The organism is Peterkaempfera griseoplana, assembly GCF_001418575.1.
In the GTDB taxonomy this organism is placed as follows: domain Bacteria; phylum Actinomycetota; class Actinomycetes; order Streptomycetales; family Streptomycetaceae; genus Peterkaempfera; species Peterkaempfera griseoplana.
Map to the genome: position 1 here is coordinate 1 of NZ_LIQR01000571.1, position 16975 is coordinate 16975.

The 16975-nt window shown below is 73.6% G+C and carries 16 protein-coding genes, 2 pseudogenes and 1 riboswitch; of the genes and pseudogenes, 5 read left to right on the forward strand and 13 right to left on the reverse strand.

Annotation, left to right across the window (positions count from 1 at the left end; all coding sequences use genetic code 11):
* Nucleotides 1-123: 123 nt before the first annotated feature.
* Nucleotides 124-819, reverse strand: coding sequence for a TetR/AcrR family transcriptional regulator (locus tag AOK09_RS33045; RefSeq protein WP_055590907.1), 696 nt, complete (start codon nucleotides 817-819; stop codon nucleotides 124-126).
* Nucleotides 820-1085: 266 nt separating this feature from the next.
* Between AOK09_RS33045 and AOK09_RS33050 the strand changes: the two genes are divergently transcribed.
* Complete coding sequence (locus tag AOK09_RS33050; protein ID WP_055590908.1) at nucleotides 1086-1310, forward strand: DUF397 domain-containing protein; 225 nt, start codon at nucleotides 1086-1088, stop codon at nucleotides 1308-1310.
* 91 nt (nucleotides 1311-1401) lie between these two features.
* Here AOK09_RS33050 and AOK09_RS33055 read toward each other — a convergent pair whose 3' ends face one another.
* Nucleotides 1402-2097 carry a hypothetical protein gene (locus AOK09_RS33055; protein WP_055590909.1) on the reverse strand — a complete coding sequence of 232 codons (696 nt, stop codon included), beginning with the start codon at nucleotides 2095-2097 and terminating at the stop codon, nucleotides 1402-1404.
* 112 nt (nucleotides 2098-2209) lie between these two features.
* On the opposite strand from AOK09_RS33055, the gene AOK09_RS33060 reads away from it, so the two are divergent.
* From AOK09_RS33060 to AOK09_RS33070, 3 genes are all read left to right on the forward strand, one after another.
* Entirely contained in the window at nucleotides 2210-2644 is a 435-nt protein-coding gene (locus AOK09_RS33060; protein ID WP_055590910.1) for an Hsp20/alpha crystallin family protein, read from the forward strand.
* A gap of 131 nt (nucleotides 2645-2775) precedes the next feature.
* Nucleotides 2776-3069: an STAS domain-containing protein gene (locus AOK09_RS33065; protein WP_055590911.1), complete on the forward strand. Its 294-nt coding sequence runs from the start codon at nucleotides 2776-2778 to the stop codon at nucleotides 3067-3069.
* A gap of 280 nt (nucleotides 3070-3349) precedes the next feature.
* Complete coding sequence (locus AOK09_RS33070; RefSeq protein ID WP_055590912.1) at nucleotides 3350-3769, forward strand: CBS domain-containing protein; 420 nt, start codon at nucleotides 3350-3352, stop codon at nucleotides 3767-3769.
* A 161-nt stretch (nucleotides 3770-3930) separates the two neighbouring features.
* Here the strand turns inward: AOK09_RS33070 and AOK09_RS33075 are convergent, their stop codons facing one another.
* The 4 genes and pseudogenes from AOK09_RS33075 to AOK09_RS33090 all read right to left on the reverse strand — a co-directional run bounded on the left by AOK09_RS33075 (nucleotide 3931) and on the right by AOK09_RS33090 (nucleotide 9349).
* The gene (locus AOK09_RS33075) at nucleotides 3931-4827 is read right to left on the reverse strand and encodes an SDR family oxidoreductase (RefSeq protein WP_055590913.1); all 897 of its coding nucleotides are present in this window, start codon (nucleotides 4825-4827) and stop codon (nucleotides 3931-3933) included.
* Nucleotides 4828-5109: 282 nt separating this feature from the next.
* Nucleotides 5110-5921, reverse strand: a pseudogene (locus AOK09_RS43805) (PP2C family protein-serine/threonine phosphatase); the annotation flags it as partial.
* A gap of 389 nt (nucleotides 5922-6310) precedes the next feature.
* A pseudogene (locus tag AOK09_RS43810) lies at nucleotides 6311-6667 on the reverse strand (ATP-binding protein); the annotation flags it as partial.
* A 198-nt stretch (nucleotides 6668-6865) separates the two neighbouring features.
* Nucleotides 6866-9349, reverse strand: a complete 2484-nt coding sequence (locus tag AOK09_RS33090; protein WP_055590921.1) for a SpoIIE family protein phosphatase — start codon at nucleotides 9347-9349, stop codon at nucleotides 6866-6868.
* 211 nt (nucleotides 9350-9560) lie between these two features.
* Here AOK09_RS33090 and AOK09_RS33095 point away from each other — a divergent pair, with 211 nt between their 5' ends.
* On the forward strand, nucleotides 9561-9911 hold the full coding sequence (locus tag AOK09_RS33095) for a VOC family protein (RefSeq protein ID WP_055590916.1): 351 nt from the start codon (nucleotides 9561-9563) through the stop codon (nucleotides 9909-9911).
* Between the two features lie 93 nt (nucleotides 9912-10004).
* On the opposite strand, the gene AOK09_RS33100 is transcribed toward AOK09_RS33095, so the two are convergent.
* From AOK09_RS33100 to AOK09_RS40565, 7 genes are all read right to left on the reverse strand, one after another.
* The gene (locus AOK09_RS33100) at nucleotides 10005-10826 is read right to left on the reverse strand and encodes a DUF1684 domain-containing protein (protein WP_055590917.1); all 822 of its coding nucleotides are present in this window, start codon (nucleotides 10824-10826) and stop codon (nucleotides 10005-10007) included.
* Nucleotides 10823-11551, reverse strand: coding sequence for a flavin reductase family protein (locus AOK09_RS33105; RefSeq protein WP_079063624.1), 729 nt, complete (start codon nucleotides 11549-11551; stop codon nucleotides 10823-10825). The genes AOK09_RS33100 and AOK09_RS33105 overlap by 4 nt, the downstream gene beginning before the upstream one ends.
* The gene (locus AOK09_RS33110) at nucleotides 11548-12681 is read right to left on the reverse strand and encodes an LLM class flavin-dependent oxidoreductase (protein WP_055590923.1); all 1134 of its coding nucleotides are present in this window, start codon (nucleotides 12679-12681) and stop codon (nucleotides 11548-11550) included. The genes AOK09_RS33105 and AOK09_RS33110 overlap by 4 nt, the downstream gene beginning before the upstream one ends.
* Nucleotides 12681-13775, reverse strand: coding sequence for an LLM class flavin-dependent oxidoreductase (locus AOK09_RS33115; protein WP_055590918.1), 1095 nt, complete (start codon nucleotides 13773-13775; stop codon nucleotides 12681-12683). The genes AOK09_RS33110 and AOK09_RS33115 overlap by 1 nt, the downstream gene beginning before the upstream one ends.
* Entirely contained in the window at nucleotides 13772-15154 is a 1383-nt protein-coding gene (locus tag AOK09_RS33120) for an NtaA/DmoA family FMN-dependent monooxygenase (protein WP_055590919.1), read from the reverse strand. The genes AOK09_RS33115 and AOK09_RS33120 overlap by 4 nt, the downstream gene beginning before the upstream one ends.
* Nucleotides 15155-15175: 21 nt before the next feature.
* The gene (locus AOK09_RS33125) at nucleotides 15176-16381 is read right to left on the reverse strand and encodes an LLM class flavin-dependent oxidoreductase (RefSeq protein WP_055590920.1); all 1206 of its coding nucleotides are present in this window, start codon (nucleotides 16379-16381) and stop codon (nucleotides 15176-15178) included.
* 129 nt (nucleotides 16382-16510) lie between these two features.
* Nucleotides 16511-16681: a putative leader peptide gene (locus AOK09_RS40565; protein ID WP_157876133.1), complete on the reverse strand. Its 171-nt coding sequence runs from the start codon at nucleotides 16679-16681 to the stop codon at nucleotides 16511-16513.
* A 38-nt stretch (nucleotides 16682-16719) separates the two neighbouring features.
* Nucleotides 16720-16832, reverse strand: a riboswitch (SAM riboswitch).
* Between the last annotated feature and the right edge of the window lie 143 nt (nucleotides 16833-16975).

Consider the following 16975-nt stretch of genomic DNA (forward strand, 5'->3'; position numbering starts at 1 on the left):
CCCCCGCCCGGGCGAGTCCACCCCGGGGGCGCGCCTCCCGGCGGCGGCTCGACGGGTGCGACTCGACGGTGCGCGAAGGTGCGCCGGAGCGGCGGTCAGCGACGCGCCGCTTCCGTACCGGCCTCAGCCCACCGCCCCGGGGACGGGGGTCTGCGTGATGCCGTTGACGAGGACGTCGAAGCTCCAGCGCATGCGCTCCCCGGCCGAGCCGCTGAGCAGGGCGGGCATATGGGCAGTGATCGCCGGATGCGTGTCTGCGTCCACCCCGCCCAGGGCCCGGGCGAGGGCGTCCCAGTCGTCCTCGGCTGCGGGGTCGCGCTGCTGCGCCGACTGTTCGGCGGCGGTGGCCGTGGCGTCCTGGAGCAGCTTGTCGACTCCCCAGGCGGCCTGCTCACGGGTGGCCCCGCCCTGCGAGAGCAGCTCCAGGATCCGCTCCACCAGCCGGAGGTAGTTCTCGCCGCTGGGACGCGCCACCAGAGCCGACCGGGCGAGCTGAGGGTGCTCGAACAGTACGAGGGTGTAGGACGTCAGCACGGCCCGGAGCCGGTCGCGCCACCCGTCGCCGGAACTCCCGGGGGCCAGCTCCACATCCCCCAGCAGCGCGTCCAGCACGGCCGCGTGCAGTTCGGCGGTGTTGGCCACGTAGACGTACAGCGACGCCGGGCCGGTGTCCAGCTCCTGCGCCAGACGGCGCATGGTCACCTTCTCCAGGCCCTCGGCACGCATGATCCGCACGGCCGTGTCCACGATCCACCGCCGGGACAGCGCGGGCTTGGCCGGACGCTCCCGGCGGCTGATCGGCTCTCTTCTCCCAGTCACTCCCCGATCGTAACGAACGCGTTCGCCCCCTCGCCTCCGGAGGAAATGGCCGTGGCCCGTTTCCGCGGCTACTTCCCGTCATATTCAGGAGCTCTTTTTCTTCGCGCATGCTCCACATTTCGTAGGCAGGCACGACGCTCCGTGTCCTGGCAGGGGTGTGCCCAGAAGTGGAGTACTCAACATTCGCAGAATCCGGGGTGCACACCCGCCTCCCCGGAGTGATGCCGAAAAGGAGAACAGCGACCATTCGTCGAAGGGGAACAGCGATGGACGCGGAGAAGACCGACCTGTACGCGATGGACCTGACTGACGTGCAGTGGGTGGTGAGCAGCCACTCGCCCTACCGGGAACTGTGCGTGGAGGTCGCGGAACTCGGCGGCGGAGCCGTGGCGATCCGTGACTCGAAGAACACGGACCTGCCGCCGCTGCGCTTCACCGCGGCGGAGTGGGCAGCATTCCGTGCCGGCGTGCGCGACGGAGAATTCGGCTAGCCGAATTCGCAGCCCCGTCGAAGGAAATTCCGGCCCCGCCGTCGACGGCGGGGCCCGATCTGCAGCCGCTCCAGGCCGGCGGGTACCGGTGTCATGTGCGGCGGCGGTCGCTGTCCCGGCGGAGCCGGTCCGCTTGGCGGGCGACGGCGTCGAGACGGCCGGCGAGCTCCGGATGGCCGGTACCGAGGTGGGGGCGCATCCCTGCGAGGGGGGCGATCAGGTCGGCCGCGTCCGGGGCGCCGAGGGCCTGGTGCAGGTCGGTGAGAGCGGAGCGGGCCTCGGGTGCGTGGTCGGTCAGAGCGGTGATCTGGGCGGCGAGGGTGCGCAGGTCGGCGGCGTTGGCGCGGGCCCAGGTGGTGACGGTCCGTTCTGCGGCCCTGCGGTCACGGACGGCCTTGACGCGTTCGGCGCCGGTAGCGGTGCCGGTGGAGCCGGAGCCGGCGGCGGTGGGCTTGAGCCGGAGATAGCGGTTCTCGGCGGCCTGGCGGCTGGCGACCCCCATGGGCTGGGCGATGTCGGCCCAGGTGGCCCCGGCGTCGCGGGCGGCTTCGACGAGCCCGGCCTCCCAGCCGGCGAGCTGGGTGCGTACCTCGCGCAGCAACAGCAGAGCAGCCAGGGCCTGCTCGGCTCCGGCCGGCGCGCCGGGAGTCCGCTCGCCGGCCGGCGGCGTCCCAGCCGCGCGGACGGCGTCGTCGATGGCGGCCAGTGCCGCCGCGGCGGCCAGGAAGGAGGCGGGTTGTGCGGGCGGCACCCCTGCGGGCGCGGAAGGCTCGGGCTTCTCCTGCATGTTGTCACTCTCTGGACGACGTTTCGTTTGTCATCGAATGGACGACATGCTAGAACAGATTCAGGTGAAGCGCATTGGCACCCGTTGCCTGGACCACTGGAGGTGTTTCCCGATGTTGATGCGCACCGACCCGTTCCGTGAGCTGGACCGCCTCACCCAGCAGCTGTTCACCCCCACCGGAACCTGGTCACGCCCGGCGGCGATGCCGCTGGACGCCTACCGCACCGGCGACCAGTACGTCATCTGCTTCGACCTGCCGGGCGTCGACCCGCAGGCGATCGACGTCGACGTCGAACGGAACATGCTGACCGTCAAGGCCGAGCGCCGCCCCAGCCCGGAGGCCGAGGGCGTACGCATGGAGCTGTCCGAGCGCCCGCTCGGGGTCTTCTCCCGCCAGGTCATGCTCTCCGACACCCTCGACCCCGACGGGATCCGGGCCGACTACGACGCCGGCGTGCTGACCCTCCGCATCCCGGTCGCGGAGAAGGCCAAGCCCCGCAAGATCGCCGTCAACAGCAGCGACGACCGCAAGCAGATCCAGGCCTGACCGCCCGATCCGGCTGTCCCGCGCCACGCCCTGGGCCGCGCGGGACAGCCCGGCGCTGCCGGCCCCGGGACACCGCTCCCGGGAACACCCGCAACACCAGCCGTTGTGCATGCCGGCAGGAGGCACACCCGATGCACGCCCAGCACAGACCAGCCCCCGTGGTGACCGCACGCGGCGACATCGACCTGGCCACCGCACCGTCACTGCGCCGCCGGCTGGCCGACGCGCTCGCCACGCACCCCGAGGTCGTGGTCGACATGTCGCAGGTGACCTTCATGGACTGCGCGGGTCTGAGCGCCCTCGTCGACGCCCGCAACCGCGCAGACGCCCACGGAGGCCGGTTGCTGCTGCGCGGGACGAACGACAAAGTGAGGCGGCTGCTCACCCTCACCGGCCTGCACAGGCGCCTCACCCCCGAGCCCTGAACTGAATTGCCGGGCCCCGAACCGCCGGGCACCGACCGGCCGGACACCTTTCAAGGGGAGGCCCGCACCACCCCGCACGGCCGCCCGGCCCGTCGCGTACGGCATCCCAACGGGCCAGGCACACCGGGTCGCCCGTCAGCCGGCCAGGTCCGCCCCCGCCCGTGGCATCCCAGGCGTGCAGCCGCCCGTCCTGTGGGTAAGCGCAGCGGGTGGACGTGGCGGATCAGCACCGCCGATCCCCGGCGCGGCGTCCGCCGGTCCGACCGAGGAGGTGGAACCGATGGCAACGCAGGTATGCGATGTCATGACCCGCAGCCCGGTGGCGGTCGCTCCGCAGACACCCGTCATCGAGGCCGCGCAGCGGATGCGCGACGAGAACATCGGCGCCGTCCTGGTCACCGAGGGCGACGAACTCCAGGGCCTGGTCACCGACCGCGACCTGGCCGTCCGCGTCCTCGCCGAGGGCGGCGACATCGCGCACAAGACGGTCCAGGACGCCTGCAGCGCCGACCTGGTCGCCGTCCGGCCCGACGACGACATCGACCAGGCCATCCAGCTGATGCGCGACAAGGCGATCCGCCGGCTGCCCGTGGTGGAGGGCGGTCAGCCCGTCGGCATCATCTCCCTGGGCGACCTCGCCCTGGAGCGCGACCCCCACTCCGCCCTCGGCGACATCAGCGACGCGGAACCCAACCGCTGACCCGCCCTCAGGCGCGGGACCGACCCTTCCCGACGGCCCCGCCGCGGTAAGGCGGGGTTGCGGTCGCGGGCGCACGCACCTGTCCCTCCGGTGCGCGCGCCCGTGCCGTGCGCGGCGCCGCACCCGGGGTTCGTCCTCCCCGGCGGTCACGGCGCTCCGGTTCAGGGCAGCGGTGTTCCGCCGGTGGCGTTGAGGATCTCGCCGGTGATGTACGACGCCTCCGGGGAGGCGAGGAAGACATAGGCGGGGGCCATCTCGGCGGGCTGCGCGGCCCGGCCGAGCGGGGACTGCTCGCCGAAGTGGGCGACCTGCTCCTCGTCCATGGTGGCGGGGATCAGCGGCGTCCACACCGGGCCGGGGGCGACCGCGTTGACCCGGATGCCCTCGGGGGCGAGCTGCTGTGCCAGGCCGTGGGTGAAGGCGACGATGGCGGCCTTGGTCATGGCGTAGTCCAGCAGGTGCGGACTGGGCTGGTAGGCCTGTACCGAGGCGGTGTTGATGATCGACGCGCCGGGGCGCAGGCCGGGCAGAGCGGCGCGGGTGATCCAGAACATGCCGTACAGGTTGGTCCTCATCACCCGGTCGAACTGGCCGGTGGTGATCGCGGCGAGTCCCTCCGGCTGGGACATCTGGTAGGCGGCGTTGTTCACCAGGATGTCCAGGCCGCCCAGTTCGCCGACGCACCGGGCGGGCAAGGAGGTGCAGAAGTCCTCCTCCCGGACGTCCCCCGCGACCGCCAGCACGCGCCGCCCCGACTCCTTCACCAGCTGGGCGGTGACGTCGGCGTCCGCCTGTTCCTCGGGCAGGTGGCAGAAGGCGACGTCGGCCCCCTCACGGGCGAACGCCAGGGCGACCGCCCGGCCGATGCCCGAGTCGCCGCCGGTGATCAGGGCGGTCCGCCCGGCCAGCCGCCCGGTCCCGCGGTAGGAGGCCTCCCCGTGGTCCGGCTGCGGACGCATCGCCTCGCCACTGCCCGGATGCGGCTGGGACTGGCCGGGGAAGGGCGGCTCCGGACGCTGCCCGGCCGGACCCTCCGGTGAGTGCTGGTCTCGTGTCACAGGACTGCCGCTCCTCACTGGCCCGGGCGCACGCCGCCCGCGGCCCACAGCCGACTCCCCCGCAGTGCCCGGCAGCCCGCACTCGGGCCTGCTGCGCGCGGGTCCCGGGGTGGGACTCGGCGGGGGACGGTGGTCGGGTGGACTCCTCGCCCGAAGTGGCGGCTTCACACCTCGCGGCCCGACCGGCCCGATCGGCTTGGACGAATGACGGCCACATTCACGGCGCGCCTTGGAGCCGGGCGTGCGCCCGTACGGCCGAGGCGACATGCGCGCCGCGCCCGCTCAGTCCGGGGCGGCCGGCCGGAGGGCGAGCATGGCGATGTCGTCGTCGTTGCCCGCGCCGAGCCCGGTGATCAGCTCGTCGCAGAAGACGTCGAGAGCCGCCTGGGCCAGGGCGGCGGCATGCCGGCGGGCCGGGCCAGGGAGTCGTCGGGGGGCTCCCCCCGGCGTTCGATCAGGCCGTCGGTGCAGAGCAGCAGGGTGGAGTGGGACGGCAGCGGATCGCGGGCCGTGAGCCGGGGGATGTCGGGGTCCATACCGATCGGCAGGCCCGCGCCGTCCTCCAGATAGCGGGTGTCGCCCTCCCGGGTGGGCAGCAGCAGCGGCAGATGCCCGGCCGACGAGTGCCGGAGCTCCCACGGCCCCTCCTCGCCCCCCGTGACCAGGCCGTAGGCACAGGTCGCAGTGGTGGGGGGATGGAGGGTGTGGCAGGCGAGGTCCAGGCGGTGCAGCACCTCTCCGGGGGTCTCCTCCCGGTCGATGGCGATGCCGCGCAGCATGTTCCTCAGCTGGCTCATGGCCACCGCCGCCTGCAGGTCGTGCCCCGCCACGTCCCCGATGACCAGCGCGGTGGTGCTCCGGGGCAGCGCGAAGGCGTCGAACCAGTCGCCGCCCACCTCCGCGTTGGTGCTGGAAGGGCAGTAGCGGGCGGCCAGTTCCAGGTGGGCGATGTGCGGCAGCCGGGGCAGCAGGGAGCGCCGGAGGCGTTCGGCGGTGTGCTGGAGGTGCTGGTGCAGACGGGCGTTGTCCACGCCGAGCGCGATACTGCGCACCAGTTCGGCGACCACCAGGACGTCCTCTGGGTGAGCAGGTTCCCCTGCTGGGACGCGGCATCGGCCACCTCCAGCACCCGGCGCAGGGTGCGCACGCCCGGGGCGGCGTCCTCCGGCATGGTGAGCTGCAGGGAGAGCGTCGCGGTGTGGGCGGCGCCGGTCTCCCCCGCGGCGGCGATCCGCGCGTTGATCAGGTTGCCGGTGTCCTGGGCGACGAAGAGGCCCTGGGTCGACACACCCGTCGGAAGTCCCGCGGAGACTGCGAACAGCATCTCGCGCAGCAGCGCGTCGCGCTGCTGCCGGGACGCCCAGGAGAGCGAGTACGGCAGGTCGGTGAGGGAGACCAGGGCGGTCCGGCCGACGGGCTCGATGGTCTCCCAGACGGATGTGGGCGGCGCCGGGGCGTCGGGCCACAGCTCGAACCAGACGGTCTTGCGGTCCTCGGCGACCCGGACGCCGTGCCGGGAGGCCAGCTCCTCGACCAGGGCCAGGCCCCATCCGGTGGAGGCGTACGGCTGCGGGTCGTGCGGCACCAGGCCGTGCCCCGGCCGCTCGTCGCCGACCTGAACGTGGACCCTGCCCTCGGTCGTCCAGACCTGCAGCTCGAGCTCGGTGCGGGCATGCACCACGACATTGGTCACCAGCTCGTCGACCAGCAGCTCGGCGGTGTCCACGACGTTCGGCGTGCACTCCTCCAGCGCCGACCGCACAAACCGCCGGGCCTGACCCACGCTCTTGGCCGACCAGGGCAACCGCTGCGTCCTGGTGCCTGCCGGACTCGAGTCCACACCAGCACCCTGCCCAGAAATACCGACACAAAAGGGACTATCGGCTCCGCCTGGACCGGCCCTGGCGCCCCTGCCCTGCCGGCTTCGGGTGCGCCGACGCCGGGGGCACCCCGAAGGTACCCGCGAGCCGACCGCGCCGAACGAACGCCTGCCCCGAACGAACGCCCGCGCCGCACGGACGACCAGCGGCCCGTGACGTCAGGGCGGCATCGGCAGCAGTGGCTGCTCGGCCCAGACGGACTTGCCCCGGTCGTGGTAGCGGGTGCCCCACAGGTCGGCCAGCTGGGTGACCATGTAGAGGCCGCGCCCGCCCTCATCCGTCTCCAGCGCCCGCCGCACCAGCGGCGAGGTGCTGCTGCCGTCCGAGACCTCGCAGATCAGGTTGCGGTCGCGGATCAGCCGCAGACTGATCGGCGGTTCGCCGTAGCGGACGGCGTTGGTGACCAGTTCGCTGACCAGCAGCTGGGTGGTGAACTCCCGCTCCTCCAGATGCCATTCGCAGAGCTTGCGGCCGACCAGGGAGCGCACCCGCCCCACGGCCTCCGGCTCGGCCGCGACCGTCCAGGTGGCGTGGTGGTCCTTCCGCAGTCCGCGGAGCCGGGCGACCAGCAGTGCCGCGTCGCCCGTCCGGTCGGGGGCGTGCAGCCGCCGCAGCAGCGCCTCGCAGTCCTCCTCGACCTCCTGTCCCGGATCCCGGTCCGGCCGCCGGCCACCCGCGGGCCGCCGGGTGAAGGAACCGCAGCGGGAGAGCGCCTCGCCGAGCCGCGCCATGGCCGGCTCCAGGCCGTCCGCGCCGGTGTCCGCACCGCCGGCCGACAGAAGTCCGGCGGTGCAGAGCACCAGCCGGTCACCGTCGGACACCGTCATCTCGCAGGACTCGTACGGTGCGCCGTGGACGTCCAGGGCGGGCCCGGGAGCGAGGCAGGGGAACTGCACGCCGCCCCCGGCCCCGACCAGCGCCGGCATCGGATGGCCCGCGGAGGCGAGCGTGCACCGTCGCGCGAGGGGGTCGAAGACGGCGTAGACACAGGTGGATCTCGTCGGCCTGTCACCGCGGTGGAGCGCGGCCCGCTTCACCAGGTGTGCCAGATGGCTGAGCAGTTCCTCGGGGGCCAGGTCGAGGTCGGCCATGGTGCGTACGGCGGTGCGCACCCTGCCCATGGAGGCCGCGGCCTGCAGTCCCCGGCCGCCGGTGTCCCCCGCGGCGAAGGCGACCCGGGCGCCCGCGAGCGGGATCACGTCGAACCAGGCGCCGCCGAGCAGGGTGGTGCCGCGGGCCGGGAGATGGCGCGCGGCGGCGTCCACGGTGGCCAGTCCGGGCAGGCGCCGCGGCAGCAGGCTGCGCTGCAGCGACTGGGCGGTGGTCCGCTCCCTGGTGTAACGGGCCGCGTTGTCGATGCACGCGGCGGCACGGGCCACGAACTCCCCGGCCAGCAGCACGTCGTCGGCCTCGAAGAGCCGCGTGGGGTGGCAGCGCGCGAAGACGGCGGTGCCCAGCGCGGTCCCCCGGGCGTACAGCGGCACCAGCAGGACCGAGTGGACACCGTTCCGGCGCAGCGTCGCCCCCCACTCCTCGGTGGCGGGGTGCTCGCCGTACAGGTCGTCTCCGCTGAGCAGCAGCGGACGGCGGTCGGCGAGCGCCCTGGCGGCCGGGGATCCGGGCCGGGAGGCCAGGGAATCGACCTGCCCCACGGTGACCGTCGTCATCCCCGGTCTGCGGACGGTCGTGGACACCGCGGCGCGGCGCAGCGGGCTCGCCGGGCCGGGGTCCGGGCCCGTCCCGCCGGACACCGGGTCCAGCAGGTTGACATAGGCGCAGTCCGCGAAGCGCGGTACGGCGAAGTCGGTGAGTTCCTGCGCGGTGTGCCGTACGTCGAGCCGGCTGCCGATGCAGGCGCTGGCGTCGCTGACCATCGCCAGCCGTTCGCGTGCGCGTGCCTCCGCCGTGACGTCGGCCACCATGTGCGCCAGCCCCACCGTCCGGCCGCGGTCGCTGCGCAGCGGCAGGATGGTCTCGGACCAGACGGCCTGCCTGCTGGGGTCCTGCGGGTCGCGGCCGCGCACATGCGTGCCGATCAGTGCCCTGCCGGTGGACAGGACCCTCCGCTGCCGTGCCTCCAGTGCCTCCATGGCCGCCACGTCCATCAGGCCGGGCGGCGCCGTCTCGCGCAGCGTGCGGCCCGTGTGTCCCGGTCCCGCCGCCCCCGGGAGACGGGTCTGCGAGGAGTTCTGCGCCATCAGGCGCAGCCGGGAGTCGAAGACGTCGATGATGAGGGGCGACTCGGTGAAGAGTCCGCGCAGCAGGGCGAGGCGCAGCTCCGCCGCGCGCACGGCGGTCTCCTCGGCCGCCTGGAGCAGCCATCGGGGCCCGCCGCCCGTGGGGGCCAGAGGGTGCAGCCAGAGCACCGCCGCCACCTGGTCGCCGTCCCGGCTGCGCAGCCGCGCCGGGCCCAGCAGGCCCGGTCCGGTGCGGGTGCGCAGCAGCAGTCGGTCCGCGTCGGTGCCGGGACACAGCAGGCCCGCCGCGCTGCGGCCCTGGACCTCCCGCGCGGTGTAGCCGAGCAGCCGCTGGGCCCCGGCGCTCCAGCTCATCACCAGGCCCTGGGCGTCCACCGCTGCGAAGGCCTCGCCGCAGGGCTCGGGCGGCTCGTCGGCGGCGTCGGGAGGCAGCAGGGCTTCCATACCCATATGTCACACGCATCCGCTGCCGGGCACCATTCAGCCGCCGCCGGTCCGCCCTGGTCACCGCCCCGGGGACGGGCCGCCCGCACGGCCGGGACCCGGGGCGGCGCAGCAGTCGTCCCCCGGTGGCGGCATCCGCGCGGCGGGCGGCCGGGGGCGGGCGCCGTCCCGCCTCCCGGGTCCGGGCCCGTCCCGCGTCTACGCTGACCGCGTGATCAACGGCGCCCACATCATCCTCTACAGCAGCGACGCGGAGGCGGACCGCGCCTTCTTCCGCGACGTCCTCGGCTTTCCGCACGTCGATGCGGGCGGCGGCTGGCTGATCTTCCAGCTGCCACCGGCGGAGATCGCCGTGCACCCCGCCGAGAGCCCCTCCTCCCACGAGCTCTTCCTCATGTGCGACGACATTGCGGGCACCGTCGCCGAACTCACCGTCAAGGGGGTGCGGTTCACCCGGCCGCTCACCGAGGCGGGCTGGGGTGTGACGACCGGCTTCCAGCTTCCCGGCGGCAGCGAGGTACGGCTCTACGAGCCGCGCCACCGCAAGGCCTCGGAGCTCTGACCCCCGCGCCTCTCCCGCCGCCGCATCCTTGGGCCCGGGCCGGGGCGGCGGCGCCCTCCCGCACACCGCCCCGCCCCCGTCACGGCCTGTGGCCTACTGCGCGCCGCCGCGTTCGAACGGGATCTTCTCCCCGGCCTCGACGGCGACCGGCAGCCGGTTCTCCGCCGGGGGCAGGGGGCAGGTGGCCAGGTCGGTGTAGGCGCAGGGCAGGTTGGTCGCCCGGTTGAAGTCGACGACCACCGCGCCGTGGGCGTCCGGTTCGGGCACGGCCAGGCTGCGGTTCGCCGCGTAGGTCGTCACACCGGAGGTGGCGTCGGTGAACAGCACCAGGAGGCTTCCGGGCCGGCTGCCGTTGAACGCGGTCAGCCGGTGGGTACGGCCGTCCAGCTCGAACTCGATCTGCCCGGGGGCGTCGTAGACGTGCTGCAGCCCCTCGACCGCCGCCCCCACGGTCACCGCCCGGGGCTCCGCGAACGGCAGATAGCGGCCGGTGAGGGACCAGCGCGGGTCGGGGGCGTAGGCCGGGGTGCCGGTGTAGCCGGCCCGCAGGGCGTTGCCGGGGTGGCGGGGGCGAAGGATGGTGTGGCCGCCCCGCTTGGCGATCTCGATCACGGCCTCGCCCGCCCCGGCCAGGATGCTCGCCCGCTCCTCGACGGTCCCGAAGTGGTGGCGGCCGTGCACCACGGCGCCGTCCACGGTCAGCTCCTCGCCGTCGTCCAGCTGGACCGTCACCCCGTCCGCCGTACTGGACCAGGCTCCCGGGGCGTCCGGAAAGCGGGTTGGCTCGGCGTCCAGCCAGCGAAGACTGGTCACCGCGAGGAACCCGTGGGGGTCCGCCAGCGCCCGCTCGTGTCCGGCGTGCCACTCCTCCCACTCGCGGTGGAAGCCCGCCCGGTCGATGTCCTGAACAGTCATGCCAACTCCTTTGTGCGCTCGGCGAGGCCGGCGCTCCGGTCACGGTGGGGTGCGGGTGATTCGAGGCGGCGGAACCGGCCGGTGTGGAACACCAACGGTGCCACCGCGTGGTCGGTGCCCAGTGCATGGACCCTGAGCAGGACGATGTCGTGGTCGCCGGCCCGGATGTGCTGCTCGACGCTGCAGTCGAACCAGGCGCTGGCGCCCTCGACCAGCACCGCCCCGTCGGGGGTGGCACGCCAGTCGAGGCCCGCGAAGCGGTCGGCGTCGCGGGAGGCGAGGCGGCGGCAGGCGGCCTCCTGGTGGACGCCGAGGACACTGACGCCGATACGGGCGCGGTCGCGCAGCGCGGGCCAGGTGGTCGAGGTGTGGGCGACGCAGACCGAGACCAGCGGCGGGTCGAGGGAGACGGAGGTGAACGAGCTGGCGGCGATGCCGAGCGGCGCCCCGTCCGCCAGGGCGGCGACCGCGGTGACGCCGGTGGGGAACGCCCCGAAGACCCGCCGCAGTTCGTCCGGCCGCAGGGCGGGCCCGCCGCCGTTCACGGCGCGGCCTGGCACGGCGGCGTCCCGTGCGGCGGTATCCCGTACGGCGGGTACGGCGGTATCCCGTACGGCACGGTCCGGTCCGGTACGGCGCTCACCCCGGCCGGCGGCCGTGAGAGGTCTGCCGGGCTGGTACGGCTCATGGCGGTCTCCACGGTACTGCTCCTGGATCGTGGTCATCGGCGAGCCCATTCGTCGGCCAGCAGCGCATAGGAGCGGACCCGGTCCGCGTGCGCATGGGTGATGGTGGTGATGATCAGTTCGTCGGCGCCCGTGGCGTCGCGCAGCGTCTCCAGACGGTCCGCCACCTGCCCCGGCGTACCGACGAACTGGGTGTCGGTACGGTCCGCCACCAGCGCCCGGTCCGCATCGGTCCAGGAGTGCCGGCGCGCCTCGGCGGGGGTGGGGAACGGGATGGCGCCCTCGCCGCTGCGGATGCTGCGCACCCACAGGCCGTACCCGGAGGCCAGCTCCCGGGCCCTGGCCTCGTCCTCGGCGACGACGACGTCCGCCGAGACGCTGACGTACGGTCGCCGCAGCTCGGCGGAGGGTGTGAAGGCCGCACGGTAGGCCTGGACGGCATCCAGCACGGTGGCCGGGCTCACATGGTAGTTCGCGGCGAACCGCAGGCCCCGCGCGCCGGCGACCTCGGCACTGACACCGGCGCTGCTGCCCAGGATCCACACCTGCAGCTCGGCTCCCTCGCCGGGCACCACATGGGCCTCCACCCCGTCGGCGGAGACATAGGTCCCCGCCAGCAGGGCGAGGATGTCGGCTGTCTGCTCCTCGTAGGGCTGGGACTCGGCGCCCGGCTGCTGGAGCAGCCGCCTGTGCAGGGCGTACCGCGGGGAGCGGAGCAGCCGCTCGGGGGAGAACCGGGCCGGGATCCGCAGGCCCTGCGGGGTGCGGCCGTCCACGACGGACGGCGCTCCCGCCAGGGCCGGCTGCCGGGCGGCGGCCGGGGCGGGTCTGCCGCCGGACCGGCCCAGGCCCAGGTCGAACCGGCCGGGGTGCAGGGCGTCGAGCAGCCCGAACTCCTCGACGGTGGAGAGCGCGGTGCGGTGCCCCAGCTGGACCGCTCCGGCGCCGAGCCGGATGCGGGTGGTCGCACCGGCGGTGAGGGCGAGGACGACCGCCGGGGAGGTGCCCGCGACGCCGGGGTTGAGGTGGTGCTCGGCGAACCAGTACCGGGCGTAGCCGAGCCGCTCCGCCTGCCGCGCGAGGTCGATGCTGTTACGCAGTGCCCGGGCCGCGGTGGATCCGGAGGAGATCGGCACCAGGTCCAGGACGGTGAGCGGGGTGTCCGCCATCACGGCTCCTTCCGGTGCGGTGCGGTCGCGGACTGGACGGAGGCGGCCGGCCCCCAGCTCCACGGCGGGTCGGGGATCTCCTTACGCAGTACGGGGGCGATGTCCGACTGGAACAGCTCCAGGCTGTCGCGGTGCTGGGCGTCGGTGAGGCCGCCGGCGTCGGCGCGAAGATGCAGCACGCTGTGGCCGAACTGCTCGTGGTAGCGGTGCACCTTCTCGATCACCTGCTGCGGGCTGCCGATCAGGGCGGAGCTCCGTTCCACGAAGTCCTCCAGGGTGGCGAAGACCGGCTGCTGCCCGAGCCGCCTCTGGAGGGCCGCCTGCCCCTCGAAGACCGGGCGGTAGGCCGCGACGGCCTGCTGCGAGGTGCGGGCCGCGTAGTACCCGGCCGTCCCGGCGCCGACCGCGGCCAGGGCCGGGTCGTGGCCGTAGTGCTCCCACCGCTGCCGGTAGTGGCGGACGAGTTCGGCGTACGGCTCGATCGGGTGGGTGACGTTGGCGGAGAACAGCGGATCGCCGTAGCGGGCGGCCAGATCGACCGACTCCTTGCTGGTCGCGCTGCCGTGCCAGACCCGGATGGGCTGCTGGAGCGGCCTGGGCCAGACCTCGGCGTCGGTCAGCTCCGGGCGGAAGCGCGGTGCGGCCGTCACCCTGCCCTGCCGCCAGATCCGGCGGAACAGCTCGTACGACTCGGCGTTGCGGTCCCACTGGTCCTCGGGTGTCACATGGAACAGCTCGCGCTGGGCCGTGCCGTTGCCCTTGCCGATGATCAGCTCCAGCCGCCCCCCGGCGAGGTGGTCGAGGGTGGCGTAGTCCTCGCAGGCGCGCACCGGGTCGAGCAGGCTCAGCGTGGTCACGGCGGTGAACAGCCGGATCCTGCTGGTCAGGGCTGCCAGGTGGCTGAGCACCACCGGCGGCGAGGAGGAGATGAAGGGCCGCTCATGGCGCTCGCCCACGCCGAAGCCGTCGAACCCCAGCTCCTCGGCGAGCAGCGCGTTGTCGATCACCTCCCGGAAGCGGTCCCCGGTGGACTTCTGCACACCGGTCACCGGGTCCGGGGCGTGCACGATGAGGGTGACGGCCAGGAACCTCACGACGCGGCCGCCGTCGCCGCGGTGGCGCCCGCCGGGCGGGGCAGGCCGAGTCCGAGGTGGTCGCGCAGGGTGTCGCCCTCGTACTCGGTGCGGAAGACCCCGCGCTCCTGCAGCAGCGGCACGACGGTGTCGGCGAACTCGTCCAGGCCGCCCGGTGTGAGATGGGGTACGAGGATGAACCCGTCGCTGGCGTCGGTCTGCACGAACTCGTTGAGCGCCTCGGCGACATGCGCCGGTGTGCCGATGAAGGACTGCCGTCCCGTCACCTCGATGACCAGCTCGCGGATCGAGAGGTTCTTGGCCTCCGCCAGGGCGCGCCACTGCGCGGCGGTGGCCAGCGGGTCGCGGTGCATCCGCACACTGGCCCGGCCGCGGGCGACGGTGTTCTCGCCGACCAGCGGGTCCTCGGCCGGCAGCGGCCCGTCGGGGTCGTAGGCGCTGAGGTCGCGGTTCCACAGCTGCTCCAGCAGCCTGATCGCGGTCTGGCCGCTGACCTGCTGACGGCGTATCAGCTCGGACTTCTCCCGCGCCTCCGCGTCGGTGTCGCCGAGGACGAAGGTGACGCCGGGGAGGATCTTCAGCTCGTCGTGGGTACGGCCGTAACGGGCCAGCCGCCCCTTGACGTCGGCGTAGAAGGCCCGGCCCGCCTCCAGGGTGCCGTGCCGGGTGAAGATGGCGTCGGCAGCCGAGGCCGCGAACTCCCGGCCCTCCTCGGAGTCGCCCGCCTGGAAGATCACCGGCCGGCCCTGCGGGCTGCGCGGGACGTTGAACCGACCGGTGATGTCGAACTGGCTGACATGGTGGTCGAAGCGTCCCGGGGACGGGTCGGCGAGGAAGGTCCCGGACTCCTTGTCCGCGACGATCTCGTCGCCCCGCCAGGAGTCGAAGAGCTCCCAGGTCGCGGCAAGGAACTGCCGGGCCCGCTCATAGCGGTCCTCCTGGGCCAGGAATCCTCCGCGCCGGAAGTTCTCACCGGTGAACTCGTCCCAGGAGGTGACGACGTTCCAGGCGGCACGCCCCGCCGAGAGGTGGTCCAGGGAGGCGAACTGCCGCGCCACCTCGTAGGGCTCGTTGAACGTGGAGTTGATGGTTCCCGCCAGTCCGAGCCGGTCGGTGACGGCGGCCAGCGCGGACAGCACGGTGAAGGTGTCCGGCCGCCCGACGACGTCCAGGTCGTAGATCTGCCCGTGCTGCTCGCGCAGCCGCAGCCCCTCGGCGAGGAAGAGGAAGTCGAACTTGGCACGCTCGGCCGTCCTCGCGAGATGGACGAAGGAGCTGAAGTCGATCTGGCTGCCCGCTGCCGGGTCGCTCCACACGGTGGTGTTGTTCACCCCCGGGAAGTGCGCGGCGAGATGGATCTGCTTGAGTGGCCTGCTCATGGCTCGTACGGTCCTTCCGGCTCAGGCGGCGGCGTAGCGGTTGGCGGGACGGGGCAGGCCGAGCAGCCCGCGCAGGGTGCGTGCCTCGTACGCGGTGCGGAAGAGGCCGCGGCGCTGGAGCTCGGGCACCAGGCGGCGGGTGATCTGCTCCAGGTCGTACGGAAGGGTGGCGGGCCGCAGCCGGAACCCGGTGAGCCCGGTCTGCTGGAACTCCTCGATCAGGTCGGCGAGTTGGGCCGGGGTCCCGGCGAAGACCCGGGCGTCGCCGGTGTACGGGGCGCCGGCCCGTTCGTCCAGGCGCCCCTTGCGGTCGGCGGCGGCGCCGGGCTCGTCGTCGAGGAGGACCGCCAGGTCGGCGAAGACGTGCACGGTCTCGTCGGCGCGGCCCGCGGCGGCCTGGGCGCCGCGGATCTCCGCGAGGATCGACCGGGCGTCCGCGGCGTCGCGCGGGGTGACGAATCCCAGGTCGGCCGAGCGGGCGACCAGCTGGTACGGCACGGTCCGGTGCGCCAGTGCGGCGACGACCGGCTGGCCCTGGGGCGGGCGCGGGGTGATGGACGGACCCCGGACGCTGAACCTGCCGCCCTCGAAGTCGATGGGGTGCAGCTTGCCGCGGTCGATGAAGCGGCCGGTCGCCACATCGCGGATCTCGGCGTCGTCCTCCCAGCTGTCCCACAGCCTGCGCAGCACCTCGACGTACTCACCGGCCTCGTCGAAGAGGTCCTGGACCAGGGCCTGCCCGGCCGCCGAGGAGAGGTCCTCGACGCTCAGCCGCGGCACGGTACGGCGGCCGAAGTGCGCCGCCTCGTCGGCCCGCCCGGACACCCTCACCTGCACCCCGGCCCGCCCGCCGCTGACGAAGTCGAGGGTGGCGACCGCCTTGGAGACATGGAAGGGCTCGGTGTGGGTGACCACCGCGGTCGGGACCAGGCCGATGTGCCGGGTCAGCGGCGCCACCCGGGCGGCGACCAGCACGGCGTCCAGCCGGCCCCGCACCTGGTCGGTGCGCTCGTCCGGCTCGAAGGGGAGGGAGGACTGCAGCCCGAGCGAGTCCTCGATGGTCACCAGGTCCAGCAGTCCCCGTTCGGCTTCGGCGACCAGGTCGTACCAGTACGGCGCGGTGAACAGTGCGTCGGGCCGGGCTCCGGGTTCCCGCCAGGCCGCGGGATGCCAGCCCGCGCCGTCGAGGGCGACGGCCAGGTGCAGGGGTGCATGGGATCGGGACATGGGTGTTCCGCTTCCTGCTCGGATGAATGTCTCTGCTGGGATGACGCGGCATGCCGGACCCGGCCGCCACCGGTGCTGCACGGAGGGCGGGGTCGGCTGCGCGCGTCCGCGAACGCGTCGGGGAACGTGTTAGGAGGCGGTGTGCGGCGCGGAGGCGTGCCGCAGGCCGGCGTGTCCGTACGCCGGACACAGCGCAGCGGCGACGCGCTGCAGATCGATGTGGCGCCGCGAGCACATCGTGGTGACGCGGCACTGGGCCTTGACGGTGACGACGGCGGACCGCTCAGGGGCCTCTCGCACTGTCGTCACCTCCGTCCCGACCGGCCTTCGCCGGTTCGAGTGCGCGCTTGCGACGCCGTCTTCGGCACCGCCGGGTCGTCACCTGGAGCACCCCGCCGCGGAGGAGGGTTGCCGTTCAGCGAGCCAGGGCTTGACGCTGACACTCTTGACCTGGCTGAACCGTAACGCGAGGGCCGCCCCGGACACAATCCTTGATGGTGCAACACCGGTCACAGCCGGTGCTGTTCCCGGTGGTTGAGACACGGTGCGGCAGCCGGGCCGGCCGGTGGCGTCCCCGGGGGCGGCCGCCCCCGG

What these genes read in the sequence shown, in the direction of transcription:
- AOK09_RS33050 (WP_055590908.1), top strand. Translation starts at nt 1,086, where the DNA reads ATGGACGCGGAGAAGACCGACCTGTACGCGATGGACCTGACTGACGTG.
- AOK09_RS33105 (WP_079063624.1), bottom strand. Translation starts at nt 11,551, where the DNA reads ATGACCACGATCCAGGAGCAGTACCGTGGAGACCGCCATGAGCCGTAC.
- AOK09_RS33110 (WP_055590923.1), bottom strand. Translation starts at nt 12,681, where the DNA reads ATGGCGGACACCCCGCTCACCGTCCTGGACCTGGTGCCGATCTCCTCC.
- AOK09_RS33055 (WP_055590909.1), bottom strand. Translation starts at nt 2,097, where the DNA reads ATGCAGGAGAAGCCCGAGCCTTCCGCGCCCGCAGGGGTGCCGCCCGCA.
- AOK09_RS33100 (WP_055590917.1), bottom strand. Translation starts at nt 10,826, where the DNA reads ATGACTGTTCAGGACATCGACCGGGCGGGCTTCCACCGCGAGTGGGAG.
- AOK09_RS33070 (WP_055590912.1), top strand. Translation starts at nt 3,350, where the DNA reads ATGGCAACGCAGGTATGCGATGTCATGACCCGCAGCCCGGTGGCGGTC.
- AOK09_RS33065 (WP_055590911.1), top strand. Translation starts at nt 2,776, where the DNA reads ATGCACGCCCAGCACAGACCAGCCCCCGTGGTGACCGCACGCGGCGAC.
- AOK09_RS33120 (WP_055590919.1), bottom strand. Translation starts at nt 15,154, where the DNA reads ATGAGCAGGCCACTCAAGCAGATCCATCTCGCCGCGCACTTCCCGGGG.
- AOK09_RS33090 (WP_055590921.1), bottom strand. Translation starts at nt 9,349, where the DNA reads ATGGAAGCCCTGCTGCCTCCCGACGCCGCCGACGAGCCGCCCGAGCCC.
- AOK09_RS33060 (WP_055590910.1), top strand. Translation starts at nt 2,210, where the DNA reads ATGTTGATGCGCACCGACCCGTTCCGTGAGCTGGACCGCCTCACCCAG.
- AOK09_RS33125 (WP_055590920.1), bottom strand. Translation starts at nt 16,381, where the DNA reads ATGTCCCGATCCCATGCACCCCTGCACCTGGCCGTCGCCCTCGACGGC.